This is a genomic window from Actinomadura sp. 9N407 (assembly GCF_044326315.1).
Lineage (GTDB): Bacteria > Actinomycetota > Actinomycetes > Streptosporangiales > Streptosporangiaceae > Spirillospora.
Map to the genome: position 1 here is coordinate 1 of NZ_JBIRAW010000051.1, position 24161 is coordinate 24161.

At 70.9% G+C, this 24161-nt stretch carries 24 protein-coding genes; 21 read left to right on the forward strand and 3 right to left on the reverse strand.

The genetic code is table 11. The annotated features are described in order from the left end of the window. Positions 1-54: 54 nt before the first annotated feature. Positions 55-939 (reverse strand): LysR family transcriptional regulator, encoded by an 885-nt coding sequence (locus tag ACH34Q_RS44275; RefSeq protein ID WP_395989252.1) that lies wholly within the window; start codon positions 937-939, stop codon positions 55-57. Positions 940-1019: 80 nt separating this feature from the next. Between ACH34Q_RS44275 and ACH34Q_RS44280 the strand changes: the two genes are divergently transcribed. From ACH34Q_RS44280 to ACH34Q_RS44375, 20 genes are all read left to right on the forward strand, one after another. Further along, positions 1020-2273 (forward strand): MFS transporter, encoded by a 1254-nt coding sequence (locus ACH34Q_RS44280; protein WP_395989253.1) that lies wholly within the window; start codon positions 1020-1022, stop codon positions 2271-2273. A 43-nt stretch (positions 2274-2316) separates the two neighbouring features. Then, positions 2317-2928, forward strand: a complete 612-nt coding sequence (locus ACH34Q_RS44285) for an NAD(P)-dependent oxidoreductase (protein ID WP_395989254.1) — start codon at positions 2317-2319, stop codon at positions 2926-2928. Positions 2929-2938: 10 nt separating this feature from the next. Continuing rightward, positions 2939-3517 (forward strand): hypothetical protein, encoded by a 579-nt coding sequence (locus ACH34Q_RS44290; RefSeq protein WP_395989255.1) that lies wholly within the window; start codon positions 2939-2941, stop codon positions 3515-3517. Positions 3518-3643: 126 nt separating this feature from the next. Continuing rightward, positions 3644-4885 (forward strand): cytochrome P450, encoded by a 1242-nt coding sequence (locus ACH34Q_RS44295; RefSeq protein WP_395989256.1) that lies wholly within the window; start codon positions 3644-3646, stop codon positions 4883-4885. 120 nt (positions 4886-5005) lie between these two features. Then, positions 5006-6544, forward strand: coding sequence for a phytoene desaturase family protein (locus ACH34Q_RS44300; protein WP_395989257.1), 1539 nt, complete (start codon positions 5006-5008; stop codon positions 6542-6544). After that, complete coding sequence (locus ACH34Q_RS44305) at positions 6541-7320, forward strand: fatty acid desaturase family protein (RefSeq protein ID WP_395989258.1); 780 nt, start codon at positions 6541-6543, stop codon at positions 7318-7320. Before ACH34Q_RS44300 ends, ACH34Q_RS44305 begins: the two co-directional genes overlap by 4 nt. A 2-nt stretch (positions 7321-7322) precedes the next feature. Next, positions 7323-7970 (forward strand): TetR family transcriptional regulator, encoded by a 648-nt coding sequence (locus ACH34Q_RS44310; RefSeq protein WP_395989259.1) that lies wholly within the window; start codon positions 7323-7325, stop codon positions 7968-7970. A gap of 601 nt (positions 7971-8571) precedes the next feature. Beyond that, a complete protein-coding gene (locus tag ACH34Q_RS44315) occupies positions 8572-8814 on the forward strand; it encodes an acyl carrier protein (protein ID WP_395989260.1) in 243 nt (80 codons plus the stop codon). Then, entirely contained in the window at positions 8814-9428 is a 615-nt protein-coding gene (locus tag ACH34Q_RS44320) for a GDSL-type esterase/lipase family protein (RefSeq protein ID WP_395989261.1), read from the forward strand. The genes ACH34Q_RS44315 and ACH34Q_RS44320 overlap by 1 nt, the downstream gene beginning before the upstream one ends. Before the next feature lie 83 nt (positions 9429-9511). Further along, on the forward strand, positions 9512-10363 hold the full coding sequence (locus ACH34Q_RS44325; RefSeq protein WP_395989262.1) for an SGNH/GDSL hydrolase family protein: 852 nt from the start codon (positions 9512-9514) through the stop codon (positions 10361-10363). Beyond that, on the forward strand, positions 10360-10854 hold the full coding sequence (locus ACH34Q_RS44330) for a nuclear transport factor 2 family protein (RefSeq protein ID WP_395989263.1): 495 nt from the start codon (positions 10360-10362) through the stop codon (positions 10852-10854). The genes ACH34Q_RS44325 and ACH34Q_RS44330 overlap by 4 nt, the downstream gene beginning before the upstream one ends. A gap of 151 nt (positions 10855-11005) precedes the next feature. Continuing rightward, positions 11006-12787 (forward strand): acyl-CoA dehydrogenase family protein, encoded by a 1782-nt coding sequence (locus ACH34Q_RS44335; RefSeq protein ID WP_395989264.1) that lies wholly within the window; start codon positions 11006-11008, stop codon positions 12785-12787. Between the two features lie 6 nt (positions 12788-12793). Continuing rightward, the gene (locus tag ACH34Q_RS44340) at positions 12794-14629 is read left to right on the forward strand and encodes a fatty acyl-AMP ligase (RefSeq protein WP_395989265.1); all 1836 of its coding nucleotides are present in this window, start codon (positions 12794-12796) and stop codon (positions 14627-14629) included. A gap of 226 nt (positions 14630-14855) precedes the next feature. Continuing rightward, positions 14856-15437, forward strand: a complete 582-nt coding sequence (locus ACH34Q_RS44345; RefSeq protein WP_395989266.1) for a PadR family transcriptional regulator — start codon at positions 14856-14858, stop codon at positions 15435-15437. Between the two features lie 169 nt (positions 15438-15606). Next, positions 15607-16080: an ATP-binding protein gene (locus tag ACH34Q_RS44350; RefSeq protein ID WP_395989267.1), complete on the forward strand. Its 474-nt coding sequence runs from the start codon at positions 15607-15609 to the stop codon at positions 16078-16080. 60 nt (positions 16081-16140) lie between these two features. Then, on the forward strand, positions 16141-16488 hold the full coding sequence (locus ACH34Q_RS44355; RefSeq protein WP_395989268.1) for a hypothetical protein: 348 nt from the start codon (positions 16141-16143) through the stop codon (positions 16486-16488). A gap of 88 nt (positions 16489-16576) precedes the next feature. Then, a complete protein-coding gene (locus ACH34Q_RS44360) occupies positions 16577-19264 on the forward strand; it encodes a nitrate- and nitrite sensing domain-containing protein (RefSeq protein WP_395989269.1) in 2688 nt (895 codons plus the stop codon). Further along, positions 19261-19674, forward strand: coding sequence for a roadblock/LC7 domain-containing protein (locus ACH34Q_RS44365; protein ID WP_395989270.1), 414 nt, complete (start codon positions 19261-19263; stop codon positions 19672-19674). Before ACH34Q_RS44360 ends, ACH34Q_RS44365 begins: the two co-directional genes overlap by 4 nt. Positions 19675-19680: 6 nt before the next feature. Beyond that, positions 19681-20064 (forward strand): DUF742 domain-containing protein, encoded by a 384-nt coding sequence (locus tag ACH34Q_RS44370; RefSeq protein WP_395989271.1) that lies wholly within the window; start codon positions 19681-19683, stop codon positions 20062-20064. Continuing rightward, the gene (locus tag ACH34Q_RS44375) at positions 20045-20671 is read left to right on the forward strand and encodes a GTP-binding protein (RefSeq protein ID WP_395989272.1); all 627 of its coding nucleotides are present in this window, start codon (positions 20045-20047) and stop codon (positions 20669-20671) included. The genes ACH34Q_RS44370 and ACH34Q_RS44375 overlap by 20 nt, the downstream gene beginning before the upstream one ends. 78 nt (positions 20672-20749) lie before the next feature. Here ACH34Q_RS44375 and ACH34Q_RS44380 read toward each other — a convergent pair whose 3' ends face one another. Next, positions 20750-21652: an alpha/beta hydrolase family protein gene (locus ACH34Q_RS44380; protein WP_395989273.1), complete on the reverse strand. Its 903-nt coding sequence runs from the start codon at positions 21650-21652 to the stop codon at positions 20750-20752. A 143-nt stretch (positions 21653-21795) separates the two neighbouring features. Continuing rightward, positions 21796-23001 carry an MFS transporter gene (locus ACH34Q_RS44385; protein ID WP_395989274.1) on the reverse strand — a complete coding sequence of 402 codons (1206 nt, stop codon included), beginning with the start codon at positions 22999-23001 and terminating at the stop codon, positions 21796-21798. Positions 23002-23104: 103 nt separating this feature from the next. Here ACH34Q_RS44385 and ACH34Q_RS44390 point away from each other — a divergent pair, with 103 nt between their 5' ends. Then, a complete protein-coding gene (locus ACH34Q_RS44390; RefSeq protein WP_395989275.1) occupies positions 23105-24079 on the forward strand; it encodes an ArsR family transcriptional regulator in 975 nt (324 codons plus the stop codon). The last annotated feature ends 82 nt before the right edge of the window (positions 24080-24161 follow it).

Sequence of the window (24161 nt, forward strand, 5' to 3'; positions counted from 1 at the left end):
TGTTCGCCTGTTCGCGGGGATTGAAAGGCGAACACGCCACGAGTCGACGGAGTATCACGGGGCGGGCTCGAAGGGGACGCCGAGTGCGGCCAGGAAGGCGCCGGCGGCCGGTGCGGGCCGGAAGCGGCTCCACACCAGGTACTCGACCCGGGTCGGCGCCTCGCGGACCTTCAGGACCCGGAGGTCGGGGACCTGCGGCACGAACGCGGCGGGCAGCATCCCGATGCCCAGGCCCTCCCGGATCATGCGCGCCATGAAGTCGACGGCGGTCACCTCGAACGCGACCACGCGGCGGATCCCGGCCGCCGCGAACGCCCCGTCCGACTGGGCGCGGCCCGCCGTACCAGCGGGGAAGTCGACGAACGTCTCCTCCCCGAGCCGTTCCAGGTCCGTCTCGTCCTGCCCGGCGAGAGGATGCCCGGGGCCGACGACCGCGACGAGTTCGCCGCGCGCCAGCTCGTGGCTCCGGACCCCCTTGGGACGGGTGTCCTGCGGCAGGCCGAGGAACGCCACGTCCAGGGTGCCCTGCCCGACCTGCTCGGCCAGTGCCTCGCTCCCGCCCACCCGCAGCGTGATCCGTACGCCGGGATGCCGCAGGCGGAAGTCCTTCATCGCCTTGGGCAGATCCACCGCCGCGACCGTCGGGATGGCGCCGATCGCGAGCCGTCCACGGATCTCGCCCGCCGCCGCGGCCACCTCCGCGCGCGCCCGATCCGCCGCTTCGAGGGCCTGCCGGGCGGCGGGCAGGAACGCCTCCCCGGCCGGGGTCAGCCGGACCCGGCGGCTCGTCCGGTCGAACAGCCGCGCGCCCAGCTCCCGTTCGAGCCGGGCGATCTGATGGCTCAGCGCCGACTGGACGACCAGGCAGTGTTCGGCCGCCCGGGTGAAGTTCCCGATCTCGGCCACGGCCACCACGTACCGCATCTGCTGCAGGTCCACGCGATCCATCTTGTATCACGATCGTTCTGATGACAAACATGTGTTGGACTCATGAATGCCGATCGACCAGGCTCTTTCTCATGACGCAGACACTCGAAGTCACGCAGGCAGCCGAAGTCACGCAGGCAGCCGAGGTCACGCAGGCAGTCGAACGGCCACTTCAGACCGCCAAGCCGGCGCTCGGTCGCGGGCTGCTCCTCCTGATGTCCGTGGCCACCGGCCTGTCGGTCGCGGGGAACTACTTCGCCCAGCCCCTGCTCGACCTGATGGGACGCGAGCTGCGGCTCAGCACCACCATGGCCGCGCTGATCGTCACGGCCGCCCAGGTCGGCTACGCGCTCGGCCTGATGCTGCTGGTCCCCTTGGGCGACCTGGTGGAACGGCGCCGCCTGGCCGTGAGCCTCTTCGGCGCCACGGCGGCCTTCCTGGTCCTGACGGCGCTGGCCCCCAACGGCTCGATCCTGCTGCTGGGAACCGCGCTCACCGCGCTGACCTCGGTCGCGGCCCAGGTCGTGGTCCCGTACGCGGTCACGCTCGCGGCCCCCGAACAGCGCGGCCGTGTCGTCGGCACCGTGATGACGGGCCTCCTCCTAGGCGCCCTGCTGGCCCGTACGGCCTCGGGCGCGCTGTCCGAACTCGGCGGCTGGCGAACGGTCTACTGGGTGAACGCGGTCCTGATGATCGTGGTGGCCGTCCTCCTCCGGCGCCACCTGCCGAAGCTGCACACCCCGGCCGGGCTGCGCTACCCCGCGCTGCTGCGCTCGACCTTCGCGCTGTTCCGCACCGAGCCCCTGCTCCGCTGGCGCGCGGGCATCGCCGCCCTCTCGCTCGCCTCGTTCAACGTGCTCTGGACGGCCGTGACCTTCCTGCTCGCGGGCACCTACGGCTGGTCCGAGGGCGCGATCGGGCTGTTCGGCCTGGTGGGCGTCGCCGGGGCGCTGTCCACCCTGGCCGCCGGCCGGCTGGCCGACCGCGGCTTCGTCCAGTGGCTCACCGGCGCCGGCACCGCGCTGCTGGCCCTGTCCTGGCTCGCCGTCGGCGCGGGCGGCGCGTCCATGTGGTGGCTCATCGGCGGCGTCCTCGTCCTGAACGTGGCGCAGTCGTCCCTGCTCAACGCCAACCAGAACGTCATCTACGCGCTGCGTCCCGAGATCCGCAACCGGCTGAACTCCGCGTTCATGACGGCCTTCTTCGCGGGCGGCGCCACCGGCTCTGCCCTCACCTCGATCGTCTGGGTGAGCGCCGGCTGGACGGGCGTGAGCGTCCTGGGCGGCTCGCTCGCCACCGGAACCTTCGTCCTCTGGGTCCTCGAACGCGTCCGTACCCACGCCTGATCCTGCAGCCTGCACGTCACCCGAGAGCCTGAGAGAGACCGCTATGCGCATCACCGTGTTCGGAGCCACTGGCAACGTCGGACGCCGACTGGTCACCGAGGCCCGTGCCCGTGGCCATGAGGTCACCGCCGTTTCGCGAACGCCCAACCCCGGGACCCGTACGGGCGACGCCGCCAACATCGACGACGTCATCGCGTTGAGCGCCGGCCAGGACATCGTCATCAGCGCGACCCGTCCCGGTGCGGGCCGCGAGAAGGACCTCGTCACCACCACGGAGTCGCTGCTGGCCGGTCTCCGCCGTACCGGCGTCCGCCTCCTGCTGGTCGGCGGATCCGCCACCCTGACCGACCCGTCCACCGGGACCCTGGTGGTCGACGCTCCGGACTTCCCCGCGTCCTGGCGTCCCATCGCGCTGGCCTGCGCCGCCCAGCTCGACGTGGTCCGGACCGAAACGGCCGTGGACTGGGCGTACGTGAGCCCGCCCGCGCTCATCGAGCCCGGCAACCGCACCGGCCGGTACCGCCTGGGCGCCGATGAACTCGTGGTGGACGCCGACGGCAACTCGGCCATCTCCATGGAGGACTTCGCCGTGGCCCTCCTGGACGAGGCCGAGCGCCCCAAGCACCACCGCACCCGTTTCACCGTCGGGTGGTAGAGGTGGAGGCATGAAGGGGTTCGCGCGGCGGGAGTTCCAGCTGGTGCTGCTCCGCCGGATGGCGGACTACCAGCCGGATCTGGTGGCGGCGGCCGCCGGTTCGCTGGGGGCGTCGCGGACGGAGATGCGCGAGGTGAACGCCCGGTGGCAGCGGCTGGTCCGGTCACGCGCCTTTCCGAACGGGCGCCGCCGCCTCGCGGTGGTGCTGGGGCCGCCGGCGAACGAGGAGATCCGGCGGTTCGGTGACGTCGAGTGCGAGATCGCGCAGTGGCCGCTCTGGCTCTGGCCCGACCTGCGGTACGAGGCGATGACCGCACCGGACGGCACGATCATGCAGGAATGGCTGGTCAGGGCCCCGGACGTACCGGTCCCCGGGCTGGAGACCGTCGACGACCTCGCGCCGTGGTCGTGCGTCGTGGGGGACATGGACCGGCTGTTCGCGCCGGTGGAACATGCGCCGGGCGAGGTCCCCAGCCGGTGGCACGTGGGGTTCGCCGCCGAGGGGTCGGCGTACATGGCGCACTTCGTGTGGGGGCTGCTGCAGGCGGTGGAAGTGACCGGATCCGGTCGCCGTGGCCGTCTTGACTGAGGAGCGCCGCAGGAAGGCGGCCTGACTTCCGGTTCCGACAGGTTTCTGACCCGGTGGGCAGAGTGGACGCTCTGTAGTGTCGGGTGGTTCGTCCCGTCTTGACCACATCCGCTGTCTGGAGAGTTCATGGGACCTCAGGCCCGTCCGTACGTCATCGACCCCAACGGCAAGGACATCCAGGCCGAGGCCGACCGGCTTCGGGAACGCGGGACCGCGACGCGAGTGGAGCTGCCCGGCGGGGTGGTGGCCTGGGCGGTGACCGAGCAGGAGCCGCTGCGACGGCTGCTGGCGGACCCGCGCGTGTCCAAGGACGCCGACCAGCACTGGCCCGCCTGGATCGACGGGGACGTCCCGCCGGACTGGCCGCTCGCGCTGTGGGTGTCGGTACGCAACATGTTCACCGCGTACGGCGGCGACCACCGGCGGCTGCGCTCGCTGGTGTCCAAGGCCTTCACGCCCCGCCACGTGGCCGCGATGCGGCCGGGGATCGAGGAGATCGTCGGCGGGCTGCTCGACGGGCTGGCCGCCTCCCCTGACGGTACGGCCGACCTGCGCGAGGGCTTCGCCTACCCGCTGCCGATCGAGGTGATCTGCCGGCTCTTCGGGATCCCCGAGGAGACGCGCCCGGCCCTGCGCCGGTGCGTGGACGGGGTGTTCAACACGTCCCTGACGCCGGAGGAGTCGGTCGCCAACCAGCAGGAGCTGTACGCGATTCTGGTGGAACTGGTCGCCCGCAAGCGCGAGGTGCCCGGCGACGACATGGCCAGCGGCCTCGTCATGGCGCGGGACGACGACGGCTCGCGGCTGAGCGAGACCGAGATGGTCGACACGCTGATCCTGATGATCTCGGCCGGGCACGAGACGACGGTGAACCTGCTCGACCACGCGATCACGGCCCTGCTCACCCATCCCGCGCAGCGCGCGCTGATCCGTACCCGAGACGACCTGTGGGGCGAGGTGATCGAGGAGACGCTGCGCTGGCAGGCACCGGTCGCCAACCTCCCGCTGCGGTACGCGACGGAGGACATCGCGATCGAGGGCGCCGGGCCGGACCGGATCGTCATCGCCAAGGGCGAGGCCATCATGGCCGCGTACGCGGCGGCCGGACGGGACCCCGGCCTGCACGGGGCCGACGCCGGGCGGTTCGACATCACCCGCGAGACCAAGGACCACCTGGCGTTCGGGCACGGGGTGCACTTCTGCCTCGGGGCGCCGCTCGCACGGCTTGAGGCGGAGGTCGCGCTGCCCGCGCTGTTCGAGCGCTTCCCCGATGTCGCCCTGGCCGTCGACCCGGCCGAGCTGCGGCCCGTGGACTCGTTCATTTCCAACGGGCACCGCTCGCTGCCGGTAATGCTGCATAAGCCCTGATCAGGCCCTCGCCACAGTCCGGAATCGGAAACAGGACCGGCGCGGCGGCACGGCGGCACCACTGGCCACATGCGGTCGGCGGTGTTGACGTGCCGTTCGTGCGCCCCCGATTTTGAACATATGTTCAGAACAGACGTTCAAGAACGGCCGGCACGGCGAGCGTCCGCGCGCTTCCCGGTGTCGTGTGAGGTGGCCGTGCTCGGCGGCGGCCTGGCCGGGATGGCGACGGCCGCCAGGTTGCAGGCGGCGGGGCTGTCGACGGTGGTGATCGAGGCCCATGGCCACGTGGGCGGCTGCGCGGGCTACTACCGGCGGCGGGGCTTCTCGTTCGATGTGGGCGCGACGACGATGGTCGACTTCGAGCCGGGCGGGGTCGGCGCGGAACTGCTGGACAGCGTCGGCATGGATCCGGTGCCGGGGGAGGCGCTGCCCGGCTATGTGGGATGGCTGCCCGATCGCAAGGTGACCCTCTACCGGGATGCGGAGGCGTGGCACCGCGAACGGCTGCGCGCGCTTGGCGACACTCCCAGGCACCGTGCCTTCTGGGCCGAGTTGGACCGGATCGCGCAGGTGTTCTGGGACGCGAGCCGTGCAGGAGTACGGCTGCCACTGCGGCGGCCCGCGGACGCCGTCCACAACCTGAAAGCGCTGGGACCGCGCAACCTGCCGCTGGCGCGCCACATGAACGCGACGCTCGGGGACGCCCTTGTACGGCACGGCCTGCGCGGTGACGCGCCGCTTGTAGGACTGCTGTCGATGCTGGTGGAGGACACCGTGCACAGCACCGTCGACCGGGCGCCGTACATCAACGCAGCCCTCGGCGTGACCATCCGTGGGGCCGGGCTCACTCGCGCCGACGGCGGCATGCGGGGATTCTGGCGCCGCTTCACCGCCCACTATCGGGGGTTGGGCGGGGAGTTGCGGGTGGGCTGCCAGGTGCAGCGGGTGCTCGGCCAGGCCGGGGCGTTCGAGGTCCACACGCAACGTGGCGTCGTCCACGCGGAACAGGTCGTGAGCGCGCTGCCCGCCCGTACGACAGCACGAGTCGTACCGGCCCTGGCTCGGCGCCTCGGTCCCTATGTCGAACGGGACGAGAAGGACCTGGGCGGCGCGATCGTCGTGTTCCTGGGCGTACCCGAGGACGAGGTGGCCGGGCAGGAGTTCACGCACCACCAGCTGTTGCAGGACTACCGGCGGCCGTTGGGCGACGGCAACAACATGTTCGTCTCGGTCTCGGCGCCTGGGGACACCGACAGCGCGCCACCCGGCCACCGTGCCGTGATGGTCTCCACCCACACCGAACTGGCCGGCTGGGAGGGTCTCACCACGCCCGCCTACGAGGAGCGCAAGCGGGCGATCGGGGGACGCCTCGTGCAACTGGCCAGGCGCGTACATCCGGAACTCGGCGCGCGCGCCCGGATCTGCGAGGTGGGCACGCCCCGCTCGTACGAGCGCTTCGCGTTCCGGCCTCGCGGTGCCGTCGGCGGCGCGCGCCAGACACCCGGGAACGCCAACCAGAACGCGATCCCGCACACCCTCGGAGTGCCCGGCCTCTGGCTCGTGGGCGATTCGACATGGCCGGGCCTCGGCACCGTCGCCTGCGCGCTCGGCAGCAGGACCGTCGCCGAGCGGGCCCTCAGGAAGGCGAGCCGGCGATGACCCCGAAACTCGCCGATCTCGGCCCGGACCTGCTGGTCACGACGCGTTCCCGCCGTCTCCTCACGCTGTCCCTGCCGTACGCGGGGATCGCGCTCTTCGCGCTCGCCGCGTCCCTCGGCTGGTGGTGGATCACCCCGCTGATCGCGTTCGGGATCTTCGTCGCCGTCGTGACCGCGACGCACGACGTGGTGCACCGTTCGCTGGGGCTCGGCCGCAGGGCGTCGGAATGGGCGCTCTTCTTCCTGGGAGCGGTCCTGCTGGAGAGCGGGCACGCCTACCGCGCCACGCATCTGCAGCATCACCGGACGTTCCCCAGCGACGAGGACCCGGAGGGCCGTCCGGCCGACCTGAGCGCGCTCGGCGCGATCCTGTACGGCCCGGTGTTCCTCGTGCGCCTCTGGTGGTGGGCGTACCGGCGAGGCGGCGCCGGGCCGCGCGCCTGGCTGCTGGCCGAGGCGGCCGTGCCGCTCCTGGCCGTGACCATGGGGGTGCTTTTCTGGCGGGGACTGCTCGTGTACGCCACGATGATGATCGTGGGCAGCTGGGTCTATCCCCTGCTGACCGTCCATCTCCCGCACCGCCACTACGGGGACACGCCGCTGACGCAGACGCACACCCTGCGCGGACGGGTCGTCCCCGCCGTCTTCCTGGAGCTGACGTACCACTTGGAACACCACCTCTATCCCCAGGTGCCCAGCCACCATCTGGCCCGGCTCGCGCGGCGCTTGGACCCGTACCTGGCCGAGGCCGGCGTCCAGCCGCGCAGGGTGCCCTGACGATGGCCCGGCGCGAGGAGGCGAAGGAACGCCTGCTGCTGGCGGCCATCCGCACGCTGGCGGCCGAGGGCCACGGCGGTACGACGGCGCGGTCGATCGCCCGTACCGGCGGCTTCGCGCCGGGCGTCATCTACTACCACTTCGAGGATCTGGAGGACCTTCTCCTCGCCGCCCTGCGGCACACCAGCCGGCTGCGCATGGAGTCGTACCAGGAGGCCCTCGGGTCCTGTACGAGCGCCGCGGGCCTGCTCGCCCGCCTGCGCGAGTTGTACGCCGAGGACATGGCGGCACAGGGGCACATCGCCGCCGTACAGGAACTCTTCGCCGCCGCGTCCACCTCCCCCCGCCTGCGCGAGGAACTGCTCGCGCAGGTCGAGCCGTGGGTGGACTTCGCCGCCACGGTCGCGCGGCGCATGGTGGCCGGTACGGCCTTCGAGGACATGGTCCCGTCCCGCGAACTGGGCTCGGCCGCGGTCGCGATGTTCCTCGGTGTGCAAACCCTCACCCATCTGGACGGTGACCGTTCCCGTGCCGAGTCGCTGTTCACGGTCGCCGAGCCCGCCGCGCTCCTCTGGGACGCCTTCACGGGCAAGGGTGAGGCCGCCGACGGTGAGCCCGAGCACGGGACGGACGGGGCGGATCGGGCGTGACACGGCCGGACCCGGGAATCGGGCGGTCACCGATGGGCGGTTGTGTTCGGGCCGCATTGACGTAACGCACTGCCGGTCGCTTGCCGGGACCGGTCCGAGACGCACCGAGCGTCGCGCCGGGTGATCTTCCGCTGACGATGCGTGCGTTGGTGCATACCGCCGGGTATCCGATCAACGGCGAACATCACTGACATAGCGTGTCCCAAATACCCCGGACAGTGTGCGGGCTCGCTGCCGTTGCGGGGAGCGCCCACGTCCCAACCGTGTCCGTTTTGCCGGGTTCTCTCAGGGGCGAGCGCGCGTCGCACGAGGTGGCGGGGCCTCTCGGGAGAAAATCACCGTCCGGGCGCCGAGATGGCGAGTTTTTGCTTGACAGCCATTATGAACATGATGATGCTCGGCCCGAACTGTCCCATTCGCGGGTGTCTGATTTTACGTTATGGACTTGAAATCAACTTGGCCGCCACAGGCACCGTGACCGGACCGTGCCTCGGCTGTTACCTTCAATGCGTTTGACCAATCGGGGAAATCACGAAGGATCGCGATCGCAGTCGAAGGAAGATGACCCTAGCGGAAGGGTAATGCGATGGAAAGTGCGCAAATGATTTCCCGAGACGAGCTACGGACGTGGCTTATTGACCAAGTCGCGTTCTACCTTGACAAGCCGGCGGAGGGCATCGACCCCGGCGTCGAGCTGGCCCGGTACGGGGTGGACTCGGTCTACGCCATCAGCATCGTCAGCGACATCGAGGACCACCTTCAGGTCGAGGTCGACGTCGCGGAGGCCCGGCGCCGGGGGACCGTCGACACCCTCACCGACTACCTGCTCGAACTGGTCGCCTGATGAACCCCATGGTGGTGTTCGGCGACAGCCTGGCCGAAGGCCGCGACGACCCGGCCCCGGCCGGCGGCTGGATCGGCTGGGCCGGACGGCTGGCCGGCGACCTGGACTGGCCCCGCGAGGGCGTCGTCAACGTCGCCGGCCCGGGCGCGACCATGGCGGACGTCATCGGTGACCAACTGCCCGCCGTCCGGGGCCTGCGGCCCCGCCTGGCGCTGCTCAACTGCGGCATGAACGACGCGCTGAACGGATTCGAAAGGCATCGGATCCACGGCCTGGTCAAGGAGTGGTTCGGCTGGGCGGCGGCCGCCGGCGCCATCGCCGTCGCCGCACCCGTCCCGCATCCGCCGCTGTTGGAGCGCACCATCATCTCCAACTTCAGGAAAGGCCGGATTCTGCAACGTATCGGGGAGGTCAACGAAGAGTTGCGGGAGAACGCCCGCGCATTCGGGATGACATTCCTTGAACCGGCCGCGGTGTCCGCCGTTACCGACCCGTCGTTGTGGAGCTTCGACGGGATCCACCTCAACTCCGTGGGCCATGCCCACGTCGCGGAAGTGATCACTGGAATCGTCAGGGACCTGCTCGCGGAACGGGCCGTACCGGCATCGTCATGACCACACATCGGGGACAGCACGGCTCGGGGGCAGCACAGATCGGGGACCACCACAGAACGGGACCGCCACAGTCTGGGGTAGAGATGAAGAGCGCACTCTCCTTTACCGTCGCCCAACCCCGCACCGGATCAGGTGCGACCCTCTCGGTGCTGCTCGCGCCGATCCTCCTGCTCCAGGCCCGCCGTACGGCCCGCCGCACGCCCCGGCTCGATCCCGCGTCGGGCGCCGAGCGCGGTACCGTCCCCGGCCGCGGCCCCGCCCTCCGGCTCATCGTGATCGGCGAGTCCACCGCCGCGGGCGTCGGCGCCGTCCGGCACACCGAGGCGCTGCCGGGATTCCTCGCCGGAGCGCTCCGCGAACGCCTCCGCCGCAGCGTGGCCTGGTCGGTCACCGGCCGGAACGGCGCCACCGCCCGCCGGGTCGTGACCGATCTCGTCCCGGCCCTGAACGGCGCGTCCCCCGACCTGGTGGTGCTCACCGTCGGGATCAACGACCTGATCAGGCGGCGCCCGCTGAAGACCTGGACCGCCGATCTGACCGAGCTGGTCGCCTCGCTGCGCGGCCGGTACGGCGACGCCGAGCTGCTGGTCGCCGGGATGCCGCCGGTGCACCGCTTCCCCGCGCTGCCGCAGCCGCTGCGCCGGGTGATGGGCGGCAGGGCGCGCGCGATGGACCGGATCATGCGGGAGGTCGCCGCCGCCAACGGCGCCATCCACGTCCCGATGGACCCGGGCATGGCCGACGACAGCCGGCTCTTCGCCTCCGACGGGCTGCACCCCTCGCCCGACGGCTACCGCCTCTGGGCGCACGGCCTGGCCGAGGCCGTACCGTTCACCATGGCGCCGCCCGCCATGACGACGGTCGTCGCGGCCGCCGCCGCGCCCGCCCCGGTCGTGACCGTACGGTTCAACGCGGAAGCCGGGTGGGGAGCGTGACCGCACCGGGAACGTTCCGTGCCGCGGTGGAGGCCAAGGACCTCGACGCCATCACCCGCACCCTCGATCCGGCCATCGAGTTCCGCAGCCCGGTGATGGTCAAGCCGTACCAGGGCAGGGAAGCGGTCACCGACCTGCTGCGGGTGCTGCTGGAGACCTTCGAGGACTTCCACTACACCCACGACCTGGCCGGCTCTGCCCTTTCCGACAGAGCTCATCCCAACACGGCTCATCCCAACACGGCTCATCCCAACACGGCTCATCTGGACGCAGCCCCTATCGATGGCGCTCCCATTGACGCAGCGCAGGCCCAGGCGCTGGTCTTCAACGCCCGGGTCATGGGCAAGGCCGTCCAGGGAGTCGACCTGATCACCTTCAACGACTCCGGTCTGGTCGTCGACCTGACCGTGATGGTCCGGCCGCTGCCCGCGGCGATGACGCTCGCCCGGGCGGTCGGCAGGCGGATGGAGGAACACGCGGCGCTCGCCTGACCCGGACCACGGGGGACCAGGTGAGGCGAGCCCTACGGAACATCGGCGGGCGCCCGGCGGCGCCATGCCCAGGCAATGCCCTAACTCGGCGTAGGCCCGGCCCAGGAGGCCACGCGCCGGCCCCAGAAGGCCACGAAGAGGGAAGCGAACGATGAGAAGCGAAGTGTCCCCCCGCGCAGAGCTGACCCCGGCCCATCGGATCGCCGCCGATCTGGACGGCTACCTCGGCGACCCGATGGACGACGACGCCGGCCCCTTCTCGTACAAGGACATCGTCGAGGCCGAGGAGCGCGACGAACTGCCGCGCGGCGCGGTCGAGACCGTACGGGCCTGGGGCTTCCCCGAGTACCTGGTGCCCGTCCAGCTCGGCGGGCGCCTGGCCACCCTGGAGGAGCTGTTCTTCGTCACCCGCGGCATCTCGCGGCGCAGCCTCACGATCGCCGTGATGTACGGGTCGGGGCTGCTCGCCGTGAACCCGGTCTGGATGTGGGGCGACAGCAGGCAGCAGAAGATCGTCGCCGACGGGATCCTGCGCGGCGACCTGGCCTGCTTCGGCGTCTCCGAGGCCGATCACGGCAGTGACGTGATGGCGTGCGAGGCGGCGGCCAGCGGCAGGATCGGCGAGGACGAGGACTCCCTGGTCCTGAACGGCACCAAGTGGCCGGTCGGCAACGCCACCCGGGGCCGGTTCGTCACCACCTACGCCAAGACCGGCGCCAGGGACTTCTCCCTGCTCCTGGTCGACAAGGACGAGCTCGACCCGGCGACCTGGTCGGTGCTGCCACCGGTCCGCACGCTCGGGCTGCGCGGCCACGACCTCAGCGGGATCGCCTTCGAGAACGCGCGGCTGCCCGGCGAATGCGTGGTCGGACGGCGCGGAGCCGGACTCGTCCAGACGCTGAAGACCCTGCAGATCACCCGTACCGCCATCGCGGCCCTGTCGATCGGGACGATGGACGCGGTCGTGCGCATCGGGATGGAGTACTCCCGGGAACGCACCCTGTACGGGGCCGGCATCTACCAGATCCCCGTCATCCGCGACCATCTGGTCAAGGCCCATCTCGACCTGCTGATCGCCGAATGCATGGCGATACCGGTGGCGCGCGCCCTCACCGTCGCGCCCGGACGGCTCAGCCTGTGGTCGTCCATCGTCAAGTACTTCGTCCCCGTCCAGGGCGAGGAGGTCGTGGCGAGCATCGGCGCGGTCCTGGCCGCCCGCGGCTACCTGCGCGAAGGCGTGGCGCACGGCGTGTTCCAGAAGCTGCAGCGCGACCACGCGATCGCGAGCATCTTCGAGGGCACCACGCACGTCAACCTGGCCAACGTCGCGGCCCAGCTGCCGTTCCTGATCGTGGACCAGGTCGAGCCCGAACCGTCCGACGAGATGCTGGCCGACCTGTTCAGCTGGACCCGTACCCCGCCCACGTGGGAGCCCGACGGCCGCAAGCTCCAGCTCACCAACGAGGGCCACGACGAGATCGGCCGGCAGTACGAGGCCACCGCCGAGACCCTGCTGTCCACGGCCCGCGTCTTCGCCGCCCCCGACGTGGCCGCCGACCTGGCCACCCTCGTCTCCCGTATCGGCGACCTGCGCGCCGAACTGCACGCGAGCGTACGGGAGGACCCCGAGGACATCACCTCGGCGGCGGCACTGCGGCGCGCCAAGCGGTACTGCGAACTCCACGCGATGGTGTCGGTGATGCTCACCTGGATCCACAACCACGCCGAGTTCGGCGGCTCGTTCGCCGACGGCGCCTGGCTGGTGCTGTGCCTGCAGCGCCTCCTGGAACGCGCCCAGCCCGACACCGGCCTGTCGGAGGAGTACCTGCCGTCCGTGGAGACCGTGATGTTCCGCTGCTTCGAGGAGGGCCGGTGGTTCACGCTGACCGAGCTGGCCGATGGCGACCGTTCGATCGAGATCCCGGGCCGGTGATCCCTGATGGAGCCGAGCAAGGATTTCGTGTCGATCGTGCGCGAGAACGTGCGCGCGTACGGGAACCGGCGGTACTTCACGTTCGTGACCGAGGAGAAGGGGCGGGGCCGCTCGTACCGTGAGGAGGACCTCGGCTTCGGCGACCTCGATCGGAAGGCCCGCGCACTCGCCGTTCACCTGCACGCCCTCGGCATCCAGGACCGGGCGGTGCTGCTGCTGTATCCGGAGGGCCTGGACTTCCTGACCGGGTTCCTCGGCTGCCTCTACGCCCGGGTCATCGCCGTACCGGCGCCGTTCCCCGACCTGGACGCGGGCCGTTCGGAACGAACCCGGCGGATCATCGACGACGCCGACATCCGCTGGATCCTCACCGACACCGCGCACCGGGAGATGCTGGAAGGCTGGCTGACGGACGCCGGCCTGGCCGGGAGGGTCCGCTGCCTGGCCACCGATGCCGGGGTGGACGCCGACCCCGGCGAGTGGACGATGCCGCGCTACGGCCCGGACCGCCCGGCGTTCCTGCAGTACACCTCGGGGTCGACCAGCGCTCCCAAAGGCGTGGTCGTCTCGCACGGCAACCTGCTCTGCAACGCGGAGGAGATCAGGTGCCGGATCGAGGGCGGCCCGGACACCATCGGGGTCGGCTGGGTGCCGCACTACCACGACATGGGGCTGATCGGTCAGGTCCTGCAGCCCCTGTACCTGGGCTGCCGGTACGTGTTCCTGTCGCCGATCACGTTCATCAAGCGGCCGGTGCTGTGGCTCGAGCTGATCACCCGGCACCGGGCGACGATCACCCTGGCGCCGAACTTCGGGTACGAGTTGATCCTGCGCCGGGTCACCGACGCGCAGCTGGCCGGGCTGGACCTGGCGTCGCTGCGGATCGCCAAGAACGGGGCCGAACCGGTGCTGGCCGGCACTCTGGAGCGGATGGTCGAGCGATTCGGCGCGGTGGGGTTCCGGCGCGAGACGTGGATGCCGTGCTACGGAATGGCAGAGACGACGCTGCTGGTCGCGGCGGCGCCCCTCGGTACCGGGCCGGTGATCCGCGAGTTCGACTTCGAGGCGCTGACCCGCAACGAGGCGGTTCCCTTGACCCGCGACGGCGAGCGCGCCGACGCCGAGGTTCCGTTCCGGAACGGGGCGGGCGGGCTGCACGGCCATGGCATGCGGCGGCTGGTCAGCAGCGGCCGTCCGGTCACCCTGGACGTACGCGTCGTCGATCCGGGGAGTCGCGCCGTACTGCCGGAGGGCCGGGTCGGCGAGATCTGGGTCGGCGGCGGAAGCGTCGCGCGGGGTTATTGGGCGCGGTCCGACGAGACGAGGGAGACCTTCCAGGCCGTCACGGCCGAAGGTCTCGGCCCTTACCTCCGGACGGGGGACCTGGGATTCGTCGCCGGCGGGGAGCTGTACGTGACCGGGCGGATCAAGGACATGATCATCGTCAACGGGCACAACATCTATGCCCACGACCTGGAGGAGGCGGCCCGTGCCGCCCACCCGGGCGCCCGTACCACCGCCGCCTTCGCGCTGGACGCGCCGCTGCCGGACGGTGCCGCCGCGGGACCGCAGCAGGTGATCATCGTGCAGGAGGTGAGCCCGGCCGCGGCGGGGGAGCGGGGACTGGCCGAACTGGCCTCGCTCACGCGGGACGCGGTCGCGCGGGCGTTCGGCCTCCCGTCGCTCAGCGTCGTGCTGTCCGGGCGGGGAGCCGTCCGGCGGACGACCAGCGGGAAGATCCAGCGCCGGCTGACCCGGCAGGCGTTCCTGGACGGGAAGATCAAGCAGCTCGCCGGTGACCTCGAACCCGATGTCGCCGCGCTGGGGCGGGTGAGCGCCTGACGACACGGCACCAGTCGCGTTGAACCACTCCGGCACGGCCGTCCGTACAGCTTCGTACGGGCGGCCGTGCCGATGTCCGGGTGGCCCGTTCCGAAGCCGCCGGTTCGGTGGAGTCTGCCCAATTTTCAGAGAATTGCGTCAATCCCTTACTAGTCACGACATTGACTAGTAAGCTCACTCACTACCCGGACGCTGGCCGCCGGATCGCCAGCGGGGAGAGTGACCGATGGCGCTACGGCACGCAGTTCTCGCGGCTCTGCTCGACGGTGAGTACAGCGGATACCAGCTGGCCAAGATCTTCGACATCGCGGTCTCCAACTTCTGGCATGCCGTCCCTCAGCAGCTCTACACCGAGCTGAACCGGCTGGAGTCGGAGGGGCTCATCACCGGCAAGCAGGTCATCCAGCATGACCGGCCGAACAAGCGCGTCTTCACCGTCAATCCGGCGGGGATCGAGGAGCTGGAACGCTTCGCGACCCTCCCCGCCAAGCCCGGGATCATCCGCGAGGACCTGCTGGTGATGGTCCAGGCGGTGGATCACATCTCGGCGGCGTCCGTCATCGCGCAGCTCGAAGACCGCGCGACGGCCTCCGCCGCCAAGGTCGACCTGTTCGACCTCACTCTGGAACGCCTGCGCGGGGGTCTCGACGAGGAGACCTTCCTGCGTAAGGGCGACCCCATCGGCCCCTATCTCACCTGCCTGCGCGGCCGCCGGTTCGAGTACGAGAACTACGAGTGGTTCACGCACACCGCACAGCTGCTGCGCGAGCGCGCGGCCACCCCCGCCGAGGACCCGGAGTCGTCATGACTCCCGGCCTTCCCTCCCGGCCTCCCCCCTCCCCGACCCCTGTCACCGACCTCCTGGCAGTCGCGTCCACCCGCGACTGCGGCCCCCCTTGCCGGCGACCCCCTCGTTCCGACGCCCCGCCCGCGCCGGAACCCGGGTCACCGCGCCCCAGCCGAGGAGACGTCCCCCCATGTCGGCCGAATTCCACACCATCGAATGGTCCGGTGAGACGGCGGCCCTGACGGCCGTACTGACCGGAGAACCGCTGGGCGAGCTCACCCTGCCCGCCGCGCACGAGTCCGTTCCGCGGGCCCGGGCCTTCGTGCGTACCCTCACCGGAGCCCGCGGCATACCGCATGTCCGCGACGACGCCGAGATCCTGGTCTCGGAGCTGGTCACCAATGCCGTGCGGCACGCCCTGACCTCCGGCATCCCGCTGCGCCTGCTGATCCTCCGGGTCGACGAACGGCTGCGGATCGAGGTGCACGACCCGAGCCCGGTCCGGCCGAGCCTGCGGCGTGTCGACCTCATGGACGAGACGGGACGGGGCTGGTTCCTGGTGGCGGCCATCGCCGAACGCCACGGCATCGACCGTACCGACTCCGGCAAGTCCGTCTGGTGTGAGCTGCCCGCCTGGCCTCCGGCCATGCCGCCGCTTTCCTGACACCCGGCGACCGCCCGACCCTCTACCAACCCTCGCGACCGGTGCTGAGGGGGGATCCCGATGACCGTTGACTGGTATCGAGCCGACGGACGACCTGCCACATCCGCCGAGGCGCAACGGCTCCTGCTCGACGTGCGCGGACGCCTGCTCGCGCAGGACGTCATCTACGTCGGGTCCGAGGTGGTGGTCGTCTCCACCTGGTTCACCGTGATCGACCAAGGACTGGCATCCAACGGAAGGCCCTTGCTATGGCAGACCATCGTCTCCGACATGACGACGCATGCCGACATCGGGCAGTACACGACGCGCGAGCAGGCCAGGCGCGGGCATGCGGAGGCCGTGGTGCTGATCTCCAAGCGCCTCCGTCACCTGGCGACCAGGCCGGCGGGCGAGGAGGACCCGCCGTGAGACGGGGTGTCCGCGTCCCCCGCCGGGCGGGAGCGGAACGGGCCGGGACAGCGACGAGTGAACCGCACCTACTCGAGGACGTGATCTGATGGCCACCGGACGCCGTGAGGCCGCGGCCCGCCAAGCCGCCGCCCGCCAGGCCGCTCATCAGGCCGCCGCAAAGAAGAAGGCGGGAAAGCAGGCCGGACACCACGACCCCGCCGAGCACACGCGGGCGTGGCAGGACGCCCCGGCGACGAGGGCTCCGGAGAACGAGAAGGGCAGGAGACCCCGCAGGCGTCCGATCCGCCTGCGCATCACTGCTCTGCTTCTGGTCCCTCTGGTCTCCCTCATCGGCCTGTGGGGATTCGCCGCCAACATCACGCTCGGCGAGGCGCTGGACAAGTACGACTTCTCCACCACGTATGAGCAGATGGGCCTGCCCGGCCTCTTCCTGGTGAACGAGCTGCAGGCGGAGCGGCAGCTCAGCGTGGTCGCGCTGAGCACCCGCGAGCAGGCCGGCGGCAACGAGGCCGAACGCAAGAAGCTGGGTGCGCAGCGGGCGAAGGTGAGCGCCGTCCAGGCCTCCTTCCGCAGGACCGCGCTGTCGCCCGAGGCCCGCGAAGCCGCCGACGCCAAGAGCGAGCAGCGGCTGGCCCAGGCCCTCAAGTGGCTGGACCGGCTGCCCGAACTGCGGGCGCAGGTCGACTCGGGCAGGGTCGAGACGCTGCAGGTCATCGACTCCTACAGCCTCGCGCTCGACTCCATCATCCGGCTCTTCAGCGGACTGGTGATCGTCAACGATCTGGCCATCTTCGAGCAGGGCCGGGCGCTGATCAGCATCGGCAACGCGCGCGCGTTCATGCTGCGCGAGGACGCTCTGGTCACGGCTGCACTGGCGAACAACGGCCGGATGAGCCCGGCCGAACACCTGGCATTCGTGCAATCGGTGGCCATGGGGCGGCGCGAGTTCGATGCCGGGATGGCCGACCTCGGCAACGATCTGCGTGCGCCACTGGCCAAACTGGCCTCCTCCGAAGGCTTCCGCCAGTTCCGTGCGATGGAGAGTGCGATCGCCAAGGCCGGGGACAACCGGCTGCCCGTGGAGGCGGCCCAGTGGCCGTCGACGATGCCGCGGCTCTCGCAGGCGTGGGGGCAGGCGGTCACGCAGGCGAGCCTGGCGCTGAACGAGCTGGCCAAGCCGATCGGTGAACGGGTCGTGATGCGGCTCGCGATCGCCGGCGGGTTCGGGCTGCTCGCGGTGGTCGCGTCGATCACCCTGTCGCTGCTGGCGGCCCGCAGCCTGTCGCGCGAGCTGCGCGGGTTGCAGCGGGCGGCGCTGCGGCTGGCCGAGGACCGGCTGCCGACGGTGGTGGCCAGGCTGAGACGGGGTGAGGAGGTGGACGTGCAGGCCGAGGCGCCACCGTTGATCATCGGGCGGACGACCGAGGTCTCCCGGGTCGGCGACGCGTTCACCCGGGTGCAGCGGACCGCGCTCGAGACGGCGGTCAGCGAGGCGCACCTGCGCAAGGGCATCAGCCGGGTGTTCCTGAACGTGGCGTGGCGCAGCCAGTCGCTGCTGCACCGCCAGCTGAACATGCTGGACGAGATGGAGCGCGGCACCTCCGAGCCCAAGGCGCTGGAGGACCTGTTCCGGCTCGACCATCTCACCACCCGCATGCGCCGGCACGCGGAGGGCCTGGTCATCCTGTCCGGCGCGTCGCCGGGCCGGGGCTGGAGCCATCCGGTGCACGTCGACGACGTGCTGCGCGCCGCGGTCGCGGAGGTGGAGGACTACACCCGGGTCGAGGTCGTGGTGGTGTCCGCCCAGTCCGCGCTGATCGGCGAGGTGGTGGCCGACGTCATCCACCTGCTGGCCGAGCTGATCGAGAACGCCACGGTGTTCTCCCCGCCGCCGACCGAGGTGCTGGTACGGGGCGAGATGGGCGCCAACGGGTTCGCGGTCGACATCGTGGACCGGGGCATCGGGCTCGACCCGGCCGAGATGGCCGCGCTGAACGAGCGGCTGGCCCGCCCGCCGGAGTTCGATCTGGCCGACAGCGACAGGCTCGGCCTGTTCGTGGTGGCCAGGCTCGCGGCCCGGCACGGGATCAAGGTCGCGTTGCAGCCGTCGCTGTACGGCGGCGTCAGCGCGGTCGTCCTCGTTCCCCGCAAGCTGATCGTGGACATCGCGCAGCCCGAGGACGAGGCGCCGGTCGCGGCGTCCGGCAACGGTGCCGCGAACGGCAACGGTGCCGAGACGCAGGAACGCACACCGGCGATCTCGAGTCCGGCCGAGCGGAGCGCGTGGTCGCGTCCGGCCAAGACGATCGAGGCCGAGGTCTGGCGTAACCCGTCGGCCGGGCCGGGCAACGACGCGATGCTGTCGGCTCCCGTACCGGAGCCGGACGGATCGGCACCGCCGATGGACTCCCTCCCGCCGATGGACTCGCTGCCCCCGATGCAGATCCAGCGGCCACCGCAGCAGCAACAGCAGCCGCCGATGGCTTCGCAGGGACCGCACATACCCCAGCAAGGGCCGCCGGGATCGCGGCCCAAGGCCCCGCTGCCGCGCCGCGTACGGCAGGCCAACCTGGCCCCCGAACTGCGCAACGCGGCCGCGCAGCCCCCGCCGCCGGAGAACCGGCCGGAGCCCTCGAAGCCCGTCTGGCAGGACCGTTCGGCGGAGGCGTCGCGTGACCTGTTCGCCTCGCTGCAGGCGGGCTGGCTGCGCGGGCGCGACGAGGACGAAGGGCCATCGGGGAACAACGGAACAACGGATTGGAGACAGTCATGACCCAGCCGGATGTGACCGCCGAACTGGGCTGGCTTCTGGACGATCTGGTCGACCGGGTGCCCCAGGTGCAGAAGGTCGTCGTGCTGTCGCGCGACGGCCTGGTGATGGGGTCGTCGCGGGACATCGGACGCGAGGACGGCGAGTACCTGGCCGCGCTCGCGGCCGGGTTCCACAGCCTGGCCATCGGGGCGCAGCCCCATCTGGACTCCGGCGAGATCCAGCAGACGATCATCGAGATGGAGAAGGGACTGTTCTTCGTCGTGCCGGCCGGGGAGAACAGCTGCCTGGCGCTGCTCAGCGGTATGGGCGCGAACGCGGGCCTGGTCGCGTACGAGATGACGATGCTGGTCAAGCGCGTCCACCGGCAGCTGTCGACCGGGCTGAGAACGAGTGGACCGGGATCAGGGTGAACGGGTATGGATGCGCACGGTCCTCGAAGAGAGCGGTGGATCGACGAGGCCGCGGGGCCCATCGTCCGCCCCTACGCGATGACCCGTGGCCGGACCCGCCCGATCGGCGAACCGCTCGACATCGTGGCCATCATCGTCGGGACCGGCCGCGCTCCCGGCGAGCAGATGCGGCTGCCGCGCGAGCAGCGGCGCCTGCTGACGCTGTGCCGCAGGCCGTACACCATCGCGGATCTGGCCTCGGAGATGGGCCTGCCGCTGGGCGTGATCCGGGTGCTCGCCGCGGACCTGATCGACCAGGGTCTGGTCGGTGTGCAGCAGTGGTCCCCGCCGACCGCCCAGGTCGACCAGAACCTGCTCAGGAGGGTGCTCGATGAACTACGTGCGCTCTGAACCCCCACGGGACGCGGCGCCGTCCGACGGGCCGCGCGTGGCGCTGAAGATCCTGGTGGCCGGCGGCTTCGGCGTCGGCAAGACCACGCTGGTCGGCGCGGTCAGCGAGATCCGGCCGCTGCAGACCGAGGAGGCCCTCACCACCGCGAGCGTCGGTGTCGACGACCTCAACGGGCTGGAGACCAAGGCGACGACGACCGTGGCGATGGACTTCGGCCGGATCACCCTCCGGGACGGCGTCGCGATCTACCTGTTCGGGACGCCGGGCCAGGAGCGGTTCTGGTTCATGTGGAACGAGCTGTCGCGCGGGGCGCTCGGTGCCGTGGTGCTGGCCGACACGCGGCGGCTCACGGCCAGCTTCCCCTCGATCGACTACTTCGAGCGCCGGGGCACGCCGTTCGTCATCGCGGTCAACTGCTTCGACGACGCCGACCTGTACGACCAGCCGGAGATCCGTACCGCGCTGGACGTGGACCCGCAGGTCCCGGTCATCCTGTGCGACGCGCGCCGGCAGGGCTCGGCCAAGGAGGTCCTGGTCAGCCTGATCGAGCACGCCCTGCGGTCGGCGTCCCACAGCGGGAACGGGGGTGGCGTCCCGGTCCGCTGACCGCAGCGCACTCTCCACAAAGTTCCGTACCGGACCACTCGGTTCCCCGCGAACGGGGAACGCGAGCGCCGATGGGTGTCAGCTGTTCGGGCAGGTGTTCCGGTACTCGGAGATGGCGCCGGTCGCGCGCGGCGGCGGGCAGAGGAACTGGTCGTAGCGGGTGTCGTCGTCGATGTAGCGCTTCATCCAGCTGATCATGTACTTGGCCATGGTCGTGTTGGACGTCTGCGGGAAGAAGTGGCTGGCGTTGTTCAGCTCCAGGTACGCCTTCTCACGGGCGGTGCTCAGGCTGTTGTAGAACGGGCTGGAGTGCGAGCCGGGCGAGGCGACGGTGTCGGACTCGCCGGCGATGATCATGGTGGGGGTACGGACCTCGGGCCAGCTCTTGTCGAGGTTCCAGGCGGCGATCGGGATGGCGGCCTTCAGCGAGGTGCGGTCCTTGGCGGCCTCCAGCGTGCCGCCGCCGCCCATCGAGTGCCCGGCCACGGCGAGCCGGGACGCGTCGACGCGGGACCTGACCGAACTGTCCTCGGTCAGGTAGTCGAGCGCGGCCAGCAGCTGGTCGCCGCGGCTGGCGGGCTGGTCGAAGCGGCTGTTGGTCTCGATGCCGAACACCACGAAGCCCTGCGAGGCCAGGCGCGGGCCGAGCCAGTCCAGCGTGGACCAGGACGCGGTGAAGCCCGGCACGATGGCGATCGCGCCGAACGTTCCCGCGCTGGTGGAGGTGGGGTAGTAGATCCTGCCGCCGCCGAAGCCGCGGACGCTGAGGCTGGAGACGGAGGTCTCCGAGGTGGCGAACGAGCCGCGGGCGGCGGTGACGCTGGACTCGGTCGGTTCCGGTCCGCGCTCGTAGGGGTTGGCGGCATGGGCGGGAGGCGCCGTGATCAGCCCGGCCACAAGGGCCGCGAAGATTCCCCCGACCAACCGACCCCGTCCGACCTCCCGGGCACCCAGAATCCCGAGTGACTTCCTGCGAAGCATGATGCTCCTTCCACTGACGGTGGGGATGGCCGTCAGTGTGTTGCGCCCATGTCACCTGGACATCGGTGAAACCGCCGTCGGTGGTGACCCGGTGAAGGCGCGTGTGAGCCGGACCCGGAACGCCATGATCGAACGGTGATCGTTCACAGCCTGGGCGGCTCGCGGGGAGAGGACGCAGACGGGCTACGGCGGTCCGCGTACCGGAGCCGGGGTGCGAGCACCAGCGTCACCGCGATCGAGAGCGCCGCCATCGCGGTCATGGCCGCCGCCGGAGAGGTGTATTGCGCGACCGTTCCGGCGAGGGTCGCGGCGATGCCCTGCATGGCGACCATTCCGGACGAGTGCAGTCCGAGGGCCTGGCCCTGGATGTCGGCCGGTGTCAGGATCATCAGGCGTTCCTGCAGCAGGAGCGTGGTGGAGAAGCCGATGGAGGCCAGCAGGACGGCCGCCCCAGCCAGGGCCAGGGACGGGTGGAGGGCGAACACGAGGTACGGGGCCGCGAGCAGCAGATACAGGTGCTGTGCGAGCCCTTCACGCCACCGGCGCGGGACGAACCGGCCGGTCAGCGTGTCGCCGATGAGCATCCCTGCCGCCGCCAAAGCCAGCAGGATGCCCGCACTCCCGGGCGAGTACGGGACGAAGAGGGCCTCGCAGCCGACGATCAGCCCGTTCGGGACCCACAGGGCGATGTAGACGTACCGGCGAGGCCGCGATGAAAGCAGCCGTCCGTTGGTCCGCCAGGTCTCGGCCACCGATGGCCGCCCGGCGGCGCGGGGCGGCCGCCGGGTGAGGCCGAGCCGGGCGACGCCCGCCGCGAGCAGGTAGAGGGCCGCGCCGGCGAGCAGCGTGCCGCGCGGGGAGAGGACGGTCACCAGCGCCGCCCCGGCCGCGAATCCGCCGATCTGCGTCGTACCGGCCGACATGTTGAGCACCGAGCGTCCGAGCAGGAAGCCGCCGCTCGGCAGGATCTCGCTGAGCAGCCCGTACCGGACCGCGCCCGCCACCGAGGCGACCAGCCCGAGGAACAGGACGGTGATCAGGCCCGCCCAGCCCGGAAGTCCGGGGATCGCCAGCACGGCGGTGCCTCCGGCGGAGGCCAGCGCCAGCCCGGTCATCGCGGCGCGCGGCGGCAGCCGGTCGGCCGCCGACAGCAGCGTCGCGGCGCCGACCACCTGGACGAGCGAGGGGCCGAACATGCTGAGCGCCGACAGCAGCGGCGAGCCGGTGGCCGCGTAGACGAGCGTGCTCAGCGCGAGCCCGCTCACCGTCATCGCCGCCACCTGCAGGGACGACGCCGCGAACAGGGGCGTGAACTCGGGGGAGCGGAACAGTTCGCGGTAGGTGCGCATGCCCGGGAGTGTCACGATCTCCGGTACCGGCCGGTTAATGTTTCGCACGGGGGCGAAACAACAGAGGTCGGAACAGCAGGGGCGGAACAGCAGGGGGCGAAACATGGGGCTGTGGCGGATCGACGCGGACACGCTCGCGCAGAGCCGGTTCGTGATCTCGCCGCTGGCCGAGGCCACCGCGTGCCTGATGGCTCTGAAGAAGGGCGTCGCCGCCGATCCGGGGGAGCGCGCGTGGCTGGACGCCCACCTGCCCGCGTACCGGGAGCGGCTGGCCGGCGATCCGGTCACCGCGCTGGTCATCGAGGCGGCGGTACGGCCGCGCTATCTTGCTGATTTCTTTACCCCGACGCCTCTCGGGCAGGGGGAGCCGTCGTTCCAGGAGGAACTGGCGCGAATCCGTGACACCCCGCCCGGCGATGCCCGCGGGCACCTGGAGACGGCACTGAACGGCCCGATCCCAGCGCGGCTGCACCGCGCGGATCTGGCCGTACGCGCCGCCGACCTGCTGGATTGGGTGTGGACGGAGAGCGTCCTGCCGTACTGGGAACGGCGCCGGCGGATCCTCGAAGCCGACACGGTGGCGCGGACCAGGCGGCTGAGCCGGAGCGGCTGGGCCGAGGCCCTGGACGACATCCGGCCGGGGATGCGCTGGCTGGGTGAGGGCCGGTTGCAGGTGAACGTCCACGACTATCCGGCACGGCGGGTGCACGGGGCGCGGCTGATGTTCGTCCCGGTCACGCGCCGCCACGGCTGGGTCTCGTGGGAGGAACCGGACCGGTACGCGGTGGTGTATCCGTGCTCGGGCACCCTGGCCGGGGCCGTCCGGAAGCCGGTGCCCGAGGCGCTCGGAAGATTGATCGGGCCTGGGCGCGCGAGCGTGCTCGTCCTGCTGGAGACACCGCTCAGCACGACGCAGCTGGTGGCGCTGACCGGGCAGGGGCTGGGCTCAGTGGGCCGCCATCTGAAGGTGCTGCTGGACGCCGGGCTCGTCCGGCGCCGGCGTTCCGGACGGTCCGTACTCTATTTCCGGACCGATGCGGGCGACGGCGTGATTGGGGCGGTTGACAATCCGGAGTGATCTGCCGCACATTGGTGAAGCAGATTCTAGAACCCGCCTCTAGCAATGCGACCCACCCCGCCACGAGCCCCCCGTGCCCCGT

Bases quoted from the DNA above. Each gene is read 5' to 3' on its own strand.
- ACH34Q_RS44295 (WP_395989256.1), top strand. From the start codon at position 3,644: ATGGGACCTCAGGCCCGTCCGTACGTCATCGACCCCAACGGCAAGGAC.
- ACH34Q_RS44350 (WP_395989267.1), top strand. From the start codon at position 15,607: ATGTCGGCCGAATTCCACACCATCGAATGGTCCGGTGAGACGGCGGCC.
- ACH34Q_RS44345 (WP_395989266.1), top strand. From the start codon at position 14,856: ATGGCGCTACGGCACGCAGTTCTCGCGGCTCTGCTCGACGGTGAGTAC.
- ACH34Q_RS44365 (WP_395989270.1), top strand. From the start codon at position 19,261: ATGACCCAGCCGGATGTGACCGCCGAACTGGGCTGGCTTCTGGACGAT.
- ACH34Q_RS44370 (WP_395989271.1), top strand. From the start codon at position 19,681: ATGGATGCGCACGGTCCTCGAAGAGAGCGGTGGATCGACGAGGCCGCG.
- ACH34Q_RS44380 (WP_395989273.1), bottom strand. From the start codon at position 21,652: ATGCTTCGCAGGAAGTCACTCGGGATTCTGGGTGCCCGGGAGGTCGGA.
- ACH34Q_RS44285 (WP_395989254.1), top strand. From the start codon at position 2,317: ATGCGCATCACCGTGTTCGGAGCCACTGGCAACGTCGGACGCCGACTG.
- ACH34Q_RS44360 (WP_395989269.1), top strand. From the start codon at position 16,577: ATGGCCACCGGACGCCGTGAGGCCGCGGCCCGCCAAGCCGCCGCCCGC.
- ACH34Q_RS44300 (WP_395989257.1), top strand. From the start codon at position 5,006: ATGTTCAGAACAGACGTTCAAGAACGGCCGGCACGGCGAGCGTCCGCG.
- ACH34Q_RS44355 (WP_395989268.1), top strand. From the start codon at position 16,141: ATGACCGTTGACTGGTATCGAGCCGACGGACGACCTGCCACATCCGCC.
- ACH34Q_RS44320 (WP_395989261.1), top strand. From the start codon at position 8,814: ATGAACCCCATGGTGGTGTTCGGCGACAGCCTGGCCGAAGGCCGCGAC.
- ACH34Q_RS44315 (WP_395989260.1), top strand. From the start codon at position 8,572: ATGATTTCCCGAGACGAGCTACGGACGTGGCTTATTGACCAAGTCGCG.
- ACH34Q_RS44385 (WP_395989274.1), bottom strand. From the start codon at position 23,001: ATGCGCACCTACCGCGAACTGTTCCGCTCCCCCGAGTTCACGCCCCTG.
- ACH34Q_RS44335 (WP_395989264.1), top strand. From the start codon at position 11,006: ATGAGAAGCGAAGTGTCCCCCCGCGCAGAGCTGACCCCGGCCCATCGG.
- ACH34Q_RS44390 (WP_395989275.1), top strand. From the start codon at position 23,105: ATGGGGCTGTGGCGGATCGACGCGGACACGCTCGCGCAGAGCCGGTTC.
- ACH34Q_RS44340 (WP_395989265.1), top strand. From the start codon at position 12,794: ATGGAGCCGAGCAAGGATTTCGTGTCGATCGTGCGCGAGAACGTGCGC.
- ACH34Q_RS44305 (WP_395989258.1), top strand. From the start codon at position 6,541: ATGACCCCGAAACTCGCCGATCTCGGCCCGGACCTGCTGGTCACGACG.
- ACH34Q_RS44325 (WP_395989262.1), top strand. From the start codon at position 9,512: ATGAAGAGCGCACTCTCCTTTACCGTCGCCCAACCCCGCACCGGATCA.
- ACH34Q_RS44310 (WP_395989259.1), top strand. From the start codon at position 7,323: ATGGCCCGGCGCGAGGAGGCGAAGGAACGCCTGCTGCTGGCGGCCATC.
- ACH34Q_RS44290 (WP_395989255.1), top strand. From the start codon at position 2,939: ATGAAGGGGTTCGCGCGGCGGGAGTTCCAGCTGGTGCTGCTCCGCCGG.
- ACH34Q_RS44280 (WP_395989253.1), top strand. From the start codon at position 1,020: ATGACGCAGACACTCGAAGTCACGCAGGCAGCCGAAGTCACGCAGGCA.
- ACH34Q_RS44375 (WP_395989272.1), top strand. From the start codon at position 20,045: ATGAACTACGTGCGCTCTGAACCCCCACGGGACGCGGCGCCGTCCGAC.